This is a genomic window from Brevundimonas vesicularis, assembly GCF_027886425.1.
Classification (GTDB): Bacteria; Pseudomonadota; Alphaproteobacteria; order Caulobacterales; family Caulobacteraceae; genus Brevundimonas; species Brevundimonas vesicularis_C.
In genome coordinates, this window is sequence record NZ_CP115671.1 from 2,668,153 (window position 1) to 2,678,785 (window position 10,633).

8 protein-coding genes are annotated in these 10,633 nt (G+C 69.4%); 3 read left to right on the plus strand and 5 right to left on the minus strand.

All coding sequences use genetic code 11. The features are described 5' to 3' along the window. The first annotated feature begins 5 nt into the window (after positions 1-5). The 3 genes from smc to PFY01_RS13580 all read left to right on the plus strand — a co-directional run bounded on the left by smc (position 6) and on the right by PFY01_RS13580 (position 4,312). Positions 6-3,443 (plus strand): chromosome segregation protein SMC, encoded by a 3,438-nt coding sequence (gene smc / locus PFY01_RS13570; RefSeq protein WP_271041677.1) that lies wholly within the window; start codon positions 6-8, stop codon positions 3,441-3,443. After that, a complete protein-coding gene (locus PFY01_RS13575) occupies positions 3,440-3,853 on the plus strand; it encodes a surface-adhesin E family protein (protein ID WP_271041678.1) in 414 nt (137 codons plus the stop codon). Before smc ends, PFY01_RS13575 begins: the two co-directional genes overlap by 4 nt. A gap of 111 nt (positions 3,854-3,964) precedes the next feature. Next, positions 3,965-4,312, plus strand: coding sequence for an endonuclease domain-containing protein (locus PFY01_RS13580; protein WP_271043068.1), 348 nt, complete (start codon positions 3,965-3,967; stop codon positions 4,310-4,312). Here the strand turns inward: PFY01_RS13580 and PFY01_RS13585 are convergent. The 5 genes from PFY01_RS13585 to mraY form a co-directional block, all read right to left on the minus strand. Then, positions 4,233-5,408: a mechanosensitive ion channel family protein gene (locus PFY01_RS13585; protein WP_271041679.1), complete on the minus strand. Its 1,176-nt coding sequence runs from the start codon at positions 5,406-5,408 to the stop codon at positions 4,233-4,235. The two genes, PFY01_RS13580 and PFY01_RS13585, sit on opposite strands and share 80 nt — an antisense overlap. 166 nt (positions 5,409-5,574) lie before the next feature. Further along, a complete protein-coding gene (gene murG, locus PFY01_RS13590; protein ID WP_271041680.1) occupies positions 5,575-6,666 on the minus strand; it encodes an undecaprenyldiphospho-muramoylpentapeptide beta-N-acetylglucosaminyltransferase in 1,092 nt (363 codons plus the stop codon). 285 nt (positions 6,667-6,951) lie between these two features. Further along, on the minus strand, positions 6,952-8,127 hold the full coding sequence (locus PFY01_RS13595) for a peptidoglycan glycosyltransferase FtsW (RefSeq protein ID WP_055805836.1): 1,176 nt from the start codon (positions 8,125-8,127) through the stop codon (positions 6,952-6,954). After that, positions 8,124-9,512 (minus strand): UDP-N-acetylmuramoyl-L-alanine--D-glutamate ligase, encoded by a 1,389-nt coding sequence (gene murD, locus PFY01_RS13600; protein ID WP_271041681.1) that lies wholly within the window; start codon positions 9,510-9,512, stop codon positions 8,124-8,126. The genes PFY01_RS13595 and murD overlap by 4 nt, the downstream gene beginning before the upstream one ends. A 4-nt stretch (positions 9,513-9,516) precedes the next feature. Next, the gene (gene mraY, locus PFY01_RS13605) at positions 9,517-10,626 is read right to left on the minus strand and encodes a phospho-N-acetylmuramoyl-pentapeptide-transferase (RefSeq protein WP_017504532.1); all 1,110 of its coding nucleotides are present in this window, start codon (positions 10,624-10,626) and stop codon (positions 9,517-9,519) included. Positions 10,627-10,633 lie beyond the last annotated feature (7 nt).

The following is a 10,633-nucleotide window of genomic DNA, read 5'->3' on the forward strand; positions in this document are numbered from 1 at the left end:
GGACGATGCAGTTCCAGCGCCTCCGGCTCGTCGGCTTCAAGTCGTTCGTCGATCCGGCGGAGGTGCACATCGAATCCGGCCTGACCGGCGTCGTCGGCCCGAACGGCTGCGGCAAGTCCAACGTCCTTGAAAGCCTGCGCTGGGTCATGGGCGCCAACTCAGCCAAGGCCATGCGCGGCCAGGGCATGGACGACGTCATCTTTGCCGGCGCCGCTGGCCGTCCTCCGCGCAGCCACGCCGAAGTCAGCCTGACCATCGACAATGCGCAGCGCCGTGCGCCCCAGCCCTTTACCGACAGCCCCGTGCTGGAGGTGTCGCGCCGGATCGACCGGGGCCAGGGTTCGACCTACCGCATCAACGGCAAGGAGGTGCGCGCCCGCGACGTCCAGCTGCTGTTCGCCGACGCCTCGACCGGCGCCAACTCGCCCGCTCTGGTGCGTCAGGGCCAGATTTCGGAACTGATCGCCGCCAAGCCGCAGAACCGCCGGCGCATTCTAGAAGAGGCGGGCGGCGTCGCCGGTCTGCACACCCGTCGGCACGAGGCCGAGCTGCGCCTCAAAGCCGCCGAGACCAACCTGGACCGGCTGGACGACATCGGCCGCGAGCTGGAGACGGCGCTGAACCGGCTGAAGCGCGAAGCCCGCCAAGCCGAGAAATACAAGAAGATCTCGGCCGAGATTCGCGCCCTTCAGGCCGCCCTGCGCTATGTGCGCTGGAACGACGCGCGCCTGGCCGCAGAGGCCGCCGCCGCCGAACTGCGCGAGGCCGACCGGGCGGTGGCCGACACCACGACCGCCGCCGCCGCCGCCCAGACGGCCGCCCTGTCCGCTCAGGACGCTCTGAAGCCCGCGCGAGAGGAGGACGCCGTCGCCTCCGCCCTGCTGCACCGCGCCAGCCTGGAGCGCGATCGGCTGGACATGGCTGAACAGGCGGCCCGCGCGGAAGTGGATCGCCTCAAGGCCGAGGCCGTCCGCATCGCCGCCGACGCTGCTCGCGAAGACGGCATGGCCGCCGACGCCCAGCGCGAACTGGATCGGCTCGATAACGAACTGGCCCGGCTGAAGGCCGAGATCGCCGGCGCCCCCGAACGCGGTCCCGAACTGGACAAGGCTCTGACCGCCGCTGAGGACGCCCGCAAGGCCGCCGACGGCGAGGTCGAACGGCTGGCGGGTATGCTGGCCGCCGTCGAGGCCCGCGCCAATGCCGAGACAGCCCGCAAGCGCGACGCCGAGGGCCGGCTGGCCCGCATCACCGCCCAGCACAATCAGGCCCGACGCGAACGCGAGGCTCTGGGGCCGCTGGAAACGCCCGAGTTGGAAACCGCCCGCCAGGCGCTGGAAACGGCGCAGGCCGACCTTGCCGCGGCGCGCGACGCCGTCGAGGCCGCTGAGGCCACACGCGGCGACCTGGCCCGCGCCGAACAAGAGGCCCGCACCGCCGCCCGCGCCGCAGAGGACCGGTTGGGCCGGCTTCAGACCGAGGCGCGCGGCCTGGCCCAACTGCTGGTCACCGGCAAGCGCGACCATCCCCCCGCCTTGGACAAGGTCCGCGCCGACAAGGGCTACGAGGCCGCCCTCGCCGCCGCCCTAGGCGACGATCTGGACGCGGCGCTGGACGCCCGCGCCGCCGCCTATTGGGCTGGGGCAAACGCGCCCTCCCCGTCCTGGCCCGCCGGGATCGCGCCCCTTTCCGACCATGTCCGGGCCCCGGAACAGCTGACCGCTCGCCTCGCCCTGTGCGGCGTCGCGCCTAAGGCCGAGGCGGCCCGGCTGGCTCAGACCCTGCCGCCCGGTGCGCGCCTGGTGACGGTCGAGGGCGATCTCTATCGCTGGGACGGGTTCGTCAGCCGCGCCGAGGCGCCGCGGCCGGCCGCCGTGCGCCTGGCCCAGCGCACGCGCCTGGCCGAGCTTGAAGCCGAGATCGACAAGGGCAGACCGGCGCTGGATCAGGCGCAGGCGGCCCAGAAGGCGGCGACGGAAGCCTTCCGCGCCGCCGAAGAGACGGTCAAGGCCGCGCGCCTGAAGCCCTTCGCCGCCGACAAGGCCGTGACCGCCGCTCGTGACCGCGTCGAGACCCTGGCCCGCGAACAGGCCCGCCGCGAGGCCCGCGCCCAGGCCCTGGACGACACCGTGAGCCGGCTGGCGGCCGACGCAGCCGAGGCGCAAGCCGCCCTGGACGCCGCCCAGACCCCCGACGCCCCCTCCGAGACGATCGCCGGCCTGCGCGACGAACTGACGGCCGCCCGCGCCACGGCCGACGCCGCCCGCGCCGCCGCCCAGACCGCCCGCTCGGACCGCGACGCCGAGGCCCGCGATCGTCAGGGCCGCGAGCAGCGGCTGGGCAGCCTGACCCGCGCTCGCGAAGGCTGGGTCACGCGGTCCAGGGACAGCGCCGGCCGCGTCGCCGCCCTGGCCAAGGACGCCGACCGGACGGCCGCCCTGCTGAAGCAGGCCGAGGTCGCGCCCCAGGGCTTCGCCGAACAGCGCGGCAAGCTGCTGGACACGCTGGTCGCCGCCGAACAGCGGAAACAGGCGGCGTCGGACGCCATGGCCGTCGCGGAGACCCAGGCGACCGAGGCCGACCGCGCATCGCGCGCCGCCGAGACCGCCGCGTCACAGGCCCGCGAGGCGCGCGCCGGCCTGGCCGCCCGCGCCGAGACCGCCGCCGAGAAGCTGGCCGAGGCCGAAACCACCCTGCGCGAGACGGCGCAGATGTCGCCGCAGGAGCTGGGTCAAAAGCTGACCGACGACGCCATCGCCCGCCCGCCCGACGCCGCCGGCGCCGAGAGCCTGCTCTACGGGCTGGAGCGCGAACGCGAGGCTCTGGGGGCCGTCAACCTGCGCGCCGAGGACGAGGCGGTCGAATACGGCGAGCGGCTGAACAGCATGAAGTCGGAGCGCATCGACCTGACCCAGGCGATCGCCAAGCTGCGCGACGGCATCGACGAGCTGAACGCCGAGGGCCGTGAGCGGCTGGTGGCGGCGTTCGACGTGATCAACGCCAACTTCAAGACGCTGTTCGAGGCCCTGTTCGGCGGGGGCCAAGCCGAGCTGAAGCTGGTCGAGAGCGACGACCCTCTGGAGGCGGGGCTGGAGATCTACGCCTGCCCGCCCGGCAAGCGGTTGTCGGTCATGAGCCTGATGAGCGGCGGCGAGCAGGCGCTGACGGCGGCGGCCCTGATCTTCGGCGTCTTCCTCGCTAACCCCGCGCCGGTCTGTGTGCTGGACGAGGTGGACGCGCCGCTGGACGACGCCAACGTGGACCGCTTCTGCCGGATGCTGCACGAGATGCGCAGCCGCACCGACACCCGCTTCATCGTCATCACCCACAACCCCGTGACCATGAGCCGGATGGACCGGCTGTACGGCGTGACCATGCCCGAACGCGGCATGAGCCAGCTGGTCAGCGTGGACCTGAAACAGGCGGAGACCCTGATCGCATGATCGCCCTGCTGCTCGCGCTCGCCGATCCTCAGCTGGTCCCGACCGGCGTGGGGCGGTTCGCCATCTATGCCGACGCCGCCTCGATCGAACGCGAGGGCGACGTGGCGCGGATGCGGGAGCTGCAGGTGACCGAGGCGGGATTCAAGGTCGGAGACGTGACCTATGTCGGAGGCTGGTCGCGGTGGGCGTTCGACTGCCGCGCGAGGACGGCGGATCGGCGGGACTTCTCCTCTTTGAAGGCGGACGGGACAGAAGGGCCGGCGACGCCCGACGCCGCCCCCGCCTATGACGCCGCGCCGGGCGGGGATGCAGCCGAGCTGCTGGCCATCGCCTGCGGAGCCGAACGGCCGGCCCAGGCGCTGACGCTTGAGCAGGCCATCAGCCAGGGACAAAGGGCGCTGGCGGACTAAGCCTCTTGCCATCTCCCTCCCCTTCAGGGGAGGGTGGTTGAGCGCAGCGAGACCGGGTGGGCGCGGCCCAGAATGGCGAAGATCGCAAAAGCCCGAGCGATGCGAAAAGCCATGAGCCCGCCGGAGGCGAGGCTTTGGTTGGCTCTGCGCGACCTTCGAAAACAAGGTTTTCATTTCCGACGCCAGCATCCTCTCCTCGGCTATTATGTCGACTTCATTTGTCTCCGACGCGGTTTGGCGGTGGAGGTCGATGGCGGTTCGCACGAGGGGCGTGGCGACTGGGACGCCCGCCGTGACGCCGCATTGGCTCATCACGGCGTAAAGACACTGCGCATAGCGGCCTCCGATGTTCGGGATCGACTCCCGGATGTCATGGATTTCATTCTTCGCGAACTGATGGCGGCCGCCCCCACCCGACCGCTTCGCGGCCACCCTCCCCGAGGCGGGGAGGGAGACTAGAGGGTTCGCCTTGCGGCCATTCGATACGGTCGCGCGGCAGGGCCTCGCGGCATTCGTCGCGCATGAAGGCCATCAGCTTCTCGCGGATCTCGCAGCGCAGGTCGAAGGCGACCGGGGCCGAGCGGGCGCTGGCCAGGCAGCGCACCTGAAGCACGCGTTCGGTGATGTCGGTGACCTGCATCACCTGCACGTCGCCGTCCCAGTGTTTGGACGCCTTGACGATGCCCTCGAAGGCGGTGCGCAGCCGGTCGATGGGCGCTTCGTAATCGACGTAGAAGAAGGCCACGCCGATCAGGCGGGCGTTCTCGCGCGTCCAGTTCTGGAAGGGCTTGGTGATGAAGTAGGACAGGGGCAGCACCATCCGGCGCCAGTCCCAGAGCTTGACCACCACATAGGTCGAGGTAATTTCCTCGACATTGCCCCACTCGTTCTCGACGATGACGGCGTCGTCCAGGCGGATGGGCTGGGTCAGGGCGATCTGGATGCCGGCGACCATGTTCGTCAGGATCGGCTGAAGCGCCAGACCGGCGATGATGCCGACGACGCCAGCCGAGGCCAGCAGGCTGACGCCCCACTGACGGAAACCGGCGATAGTCATCAGGGCCAGGCCCACGGTGACGATGAACAGCACGACCTTGGCCACCCGCTGCAGGATGCGGGTCTGGGTCAGGTGCTTACGGGCCAGCAGATTGTCCTCGACGGCGATATTGTACCGCTTGAGGTGCATGACCGACCACATGTCGAGCACGCCCGACGCCATCCAGCCGAGGGTCAGGATGAACAGGAACAGCAGAGCGCTGCGGATATCCTCGGACGGGCCGGGATCCATCGGCGAGACGGTCACGCCGATGCCGATGCCGATGATGATGATCAGAACGCGCAGCTTGACCCGGGCGCGTTCGACCACGCCGCGCCAGAAGAGATCCTTGTTCCGAACGACGCGACGCAGGATGGCGAAGACGATCTTGTGCGTCAGCCAGCCGCCGCCGACGAAGACCAGCAGGACCAGGCCGATGACCGCCCATTCGGGCAGCCAGTCGAACCGGTGCCACAGGGCGCGAATCTGGCGGGTGACGGCGATGATTTCGGGAGGCATGAGCTTCCTAACGCGTCAGGGCCGAGAGGGTTGATGTCTCCTCCCTTTCGCGGAGCGATGGGGAGGTGGCGCGGCGCGCCCTTCGCGCCGTGACGGAGGGGTTCCTTCGGCGCGAAAACCCCTCCACCGCTACGCGGTCCCCCTCCCCACACGTGGGGAGGAGACATTATGCACGGCCTGCCGTTGCCTCGACGAGGTCGGCGAGGCGTTGGGCGGCGTCGGGGATGGCGACGCTGCGGGCGGCGGCGGACATGGCCGACAGGCGCGCCGGATCGGACAGGACGCCGGTCAGGGTCGAGGCCAAGCGATCGACGGTCAGGTCGTCTTCCAGGATGACCTCGGCCGCGCCCGCATCGGTCAGGGCCTTGGCGTTCAGGCGCTGGTGGTCGTCGGTGGCGATCTTCAGCGGGATCAGGACGGACGGCAGGGCTGCGACCGCCAGTTCGGCGCAGGTCGAGGCGCCGGAGCGGCCGACGACCAGATGGGCCCTGGACAGCCGTTCAGCCATGTCGCGGAAGAAGGGGGCGACCTCGGCCTCAATCCCGGCCTCCAGATAGATCTGGCGCGCGGCCTCCAGCGTCTCGGGGCGTGACTGCTGCTGCACCTTCAGGCGGCGACGCAAGGCTTCCGGCAGGGCGGCCAGCGCGCGGGGCGTGGTCTCGGACAGGATGCGGGCGCCCTGGCTGCCGCCGGTGACCAGCACATGGATCGGGCCGTCGGCGGCGGGCGCGACATAGGGGCGGTCAAACAGGGCGCGGATCTCAGCCCGCACCGGCGAGCCGACGACGAGCGAGCGGCCCTGGACCTTGGCCGGCGCGCGTTCGAGTGTCGGGAAGGATGAAGCGACCCGACCGACATAGGGGGCCAGGATGCGGTTGGTGCGGCCAAGGACCGCGTTCTGTTCATGGATCACCGTCGGTCGCTGGGACGTGACCGCGGCGACCAGGGCCGGGGCGGACGGATAGCCGCCGAAGCCGACGACGATGTCGGCGCCCAGCCGGTCGAAAGCCGTGCGCGCCTGGACCACCCCCTTGAAGATGGCGACGCCCGCCTTGATCAGGCCCAGCGGGCCGGAGCCGGTGGCGGCGTCCAGCGCCAGCCGCTCCTCGGCGGGAAAGGCGTGGGCGTATTGTTCGCCCCGGTGATCGGTCGCCAGGACGACGCGCCAGCCGCGCGCCGCCATCTCGCGCGCCAGCGCCTCGGCCGGGAACATATGGCCGCCGGTGCCGCCGGCGGCGACGACGCAGAGCTTGGTCATGGGCGAGGCTCCGAAAAAGAGGGTCTGAATAGTCTGAAGTTCAGACGGTGGGCAGGCAAAAACACCGTCTAATTCGTCTAATCTGTCTAATGTCGGCCAGGAACGGTGCGGTGAGGAATGGGGCGGCGACAGGATCGCACGGTTTTGCAGCGTGGGCAGGAGACGGTCGATCGCGAGCCGTAAGCGACGGGAATCGTCCGGATGTTTTCGTCAAAGAAGGCTGGCTAGCCGCTCTTTCGTCCTCCTGCGACTGGCGTAGCGAGATCGAGGGGCGACGAAAGAGAACTACAGCAACCGCCGGCCCATGGTCAGGCTGGCGCCGGGTTCGTAGGCGCCGGGGCGGCGTCGCGTCAGGGCTAGGGCAAAGCCCATGGTCAGGCCCATGGCCAGCATGGAGGAGCCGCCATAGCTGATGAAGGGCAGGGTCATGCCCTTGGTCGGGATCAGGTTCAGGTTCACCGCGACGTTGATGCAGGCCTGAAGCCCGATCAGCATGAACAGGCCCGCCGCCGCCGTCTGCTCGAACGGATCGGTCAGCTTCATGGCCCGGCGCATGCCCCGGATGACGATGAAGGCGTAGAGGCTGATCATGATCAGGCTGAGGATCAGGCCGAACTCCTCGGCGCCGACGGAATAGATGAAGTCGGTGTGCAGGTCGGGCACGCGGCGCTTCATTACGCCCTCGCCGATGCCTCGGCCCAGCAGGCCGCCGGCGCGGATAGCCTCGGACGCGCTGTCGATCTGGTGGGTGTCGGTGGTTTCGGGCGAGAAGAAGCGGCTGAGGCGGTCGCGCATGTGTCCGAAGACGAAATACAGTGACACCAGCCCCGCCATGCCGAGGCTGGCCAGAACCGCCATCCATTTAAACGGCACGCCCGCCATGAAGAAGACGGCCATGAAGGTGGTGGTGATCAGAAGCGTCTGGCCGATATCGGGCTGGATCAGCAGCAGCGAGACGGTCAGGGCGTAGAAACCAAACGCGATGGTGACGCCGGGCACCCCCTGCCCCTTTTGCGCCTCGGCGAACATCCAGGCGGCGAAGACGATCAGGCCGGGCTTGGCGAACTCGGACGGTTGCAGGCTGAAGGGGCCGAAGTTCACCCAGCGGGCGGCCCCTTTCACCGTATCGCCGATGAACGGCAAGGCCATCATCACGACGATGGCGCCGAACAGGGCCAGGACCGCGATCCGTCGCACGCCGCGCGGCGACATCAGCGAGGTCGTCAGCATGATGCTGAGCCCCACGCCCGAGAAGACCATCATCCGCCAGGAATAGTGGAAGGGGTCAGTGATCGATTCATCGGCCAGGATGGCGGCGGGGCTGGAGGCGAAGCTGAGCGCCACGCCCAGGGCCATCAGCGCGAGCGCCGCGCCCAGCAGGCCGCGATCCACGGTCCAGAACCACTGGGCCACATGGCTTTGGTCGTTACGGGAAAAGGCAGGGGTGTAGGGAGCGCTCATGACGCGGTTTCCGGGACGGCGCCGAGGGCCAGGACGGCGGCGCGGAAGGCCTCGCCGCGCGCCTCGAAGTCCTTGAACTGATCGAAGCTGGCGCAGGCGGGGGATAGAAGGACGATCTGGTCGCCGTCGGCAGACGCCGCATCGGCGGCGGCGGCGGCCACAGCGTCGTCGAGGGTGCGGGCGATGACGTGGGGCGCATCGCCCAAGGTTTCGGCGAAGGCCGGGGCCGCGTCGCCGATCAGATAGGCCTTGGCGATGCGGGGGAAGAGGTCGGTGAGATCCTTAATGCCGCCGGCCTTGGGCACGCCACCGGCGATCCAGAAGACGGACGGATAGGAGGCCAGGGCCTGACGCGCGGCGTCGGCGTTGGTGGCCTTGGAATCGTTGATGAAGCGCACGGAGCCGAGGCGGCCAACCGCCTCCATACGGTGGGCCAGGCCGGGGAAGGACAGCAGGCCGGCGACGGCGGCGTCGTGGGAGACGCCCAGCGCGCGGGCGGTCGCATAGGCGAATGCGGCGTTCTGGGCGTTGTGACGGCCCGGCAGCGAGCGGGCGGCGGTGAGGTCGGCGATCGGTTCGCCGCCGTTCAGAATAACGCCGGGCTGCGCGACATAGCCTTCTCCCCTCGGGGGAGAAGGGCGGGTGGAGATGGTGATGACGCGCTGGGCCAGATCGCGCGCGATCCCCTGCCCCCAGCTTTCGTCCACGCCGATTAGCGCGACCGCATCCGGCCCCTGGGCCTGGAATATCCGCGCCTTGGCCGCGACATAGCCGTCCATGCCGCCGTGACGGTCCAGGTGGTCGGGGCTGATGTTGGTCAGGATGGCGACATCGGGGGCGAAGGTCGTGGTCAGGTCCAGCTGATAGCTGGAGACCTCGATCACATAGACGGCTTCGGGCGTGGGTTCGGGCAAGGCCAGGACGCCGACGCCGATATTGCCGCCGACGTGGACCGTCAGGCCCGCCGACTTCAGCACCCAGCCGATCAGCGCGGTGGTGGTCGACTTGCCGTTGGTGCCGGTGATGGCGACGACGCGCGGCCGCTGATCCTTCGGCCGGTCGGCCAGGGCGCGGGCGAACAGTTCGATGTCGCCGAGGACGGGCACGCCGGCCGCGCGGGCCAGGTCCACGGTCCAGTGCGGCCTGGGATGGGTCAGGGGCGCGCCGGGCGACAGGACCAGGGCGGCGAAGTCGGACCAGTCGGCGGCAGCCAGGTCCTCGACCGTGAAGCCCTCGGCTTTGGCCTGCGCCCGGCCGGCCTCGCCGTCGTCCCACAGGATCGGGATCGCGCCCCCGGCCTGAAGGGCGCGCGCGGCCGTAATCCCCGACCGTCCCAGGCCGAAGACCGCGACCCGCCTGCCTTCAAAGCCGGAAACGGGGATCATCGGATCAGCGCAGCTTCAGCGTCGACAGGCCCAGCAGGGCCAGGGCGCCGGCGATGATCCAGAAGCGGATGACGACGGTGGATTCCGGCCAGCCCATCTTTTCGAAATGGTGGTGAACTGGCGCCATCAGGAAGATGCGCTTCTTCGTCAGCTTGTAATAGCCGACCTGGATCATGACCGAGGCGGCCTCCATGACGAACAGGCCGCCGACGATGCCCAGGACCAGTTCGTGCTTGGTGGTGACGGCGATGGCGCCGAGCGCCCCGCCCAGAGCCAGCGAACCCGTGTCGCCCATGAAGATCTTGGCCGGCGGGGCGTTGTACCACAGGAAGCCCGCGCCCCCGCCAATCATGGCCGCGCAGAAGATGGCCAGTTCACCCGCGCCAGGCACGTGGTGGACCTGAAGATACTGGGCGAAGACGAAGTTGCCGGCGAGGTAGCTGATCACGCCGAACGCGCCCGCCGCCATCATCACCGGCACGGTCGCCAGGCCGTCCAGACCGTCGGTCAGGTTCACCGCATTGGAGAAGCCGACGATGGTGAAGGCCGCGAACGCCACATAGAACCAGCCGATGTTCAGCAGCACGGCCTTGAAGAAGGGGAAGGCGATCGACGTCTCAAGCCCCGGCGAGGTCGGCGAGACGGTCATCCACAGCACGGTCAGGACGCCGGCGACGACGGCGACGACGGTCTGGGCCAGGAGCTTCTGTTTCGAGGTCAGGCCGGCCGAGGTCTGTTTGGTCACCTTGGCGTAGTCGTCGATGAAGCCCAGCACGCCGAAGGCCGCCGTCACGAAGCTGACGATCCAGATGTAGGGATTGGTCAGGTCGCCCCAGAGCAGCACCGCCACGCCGATGCCGGCCAGGATCATCAGACCGCCCATGGTCGGGGTGCCGACCTTGGACAGGTGGGACACCGGGCCGTCGTCGCGGATCGGCTGGCCCCGGCCCTGTTTGGCGCGGATCCAGTTGATGAAGCGGCTGCCCATGGCGACGGCGACGATCATGGCGGTGGCCATGGCGAGGGCCACGCGCACCGTCTGGTACTGAACCAGGTTCAGCAGCGGATACTGGTGCGCCACGTCGGCGTAGTAGAGATAGAGCAGATAGAACATTTTGGTC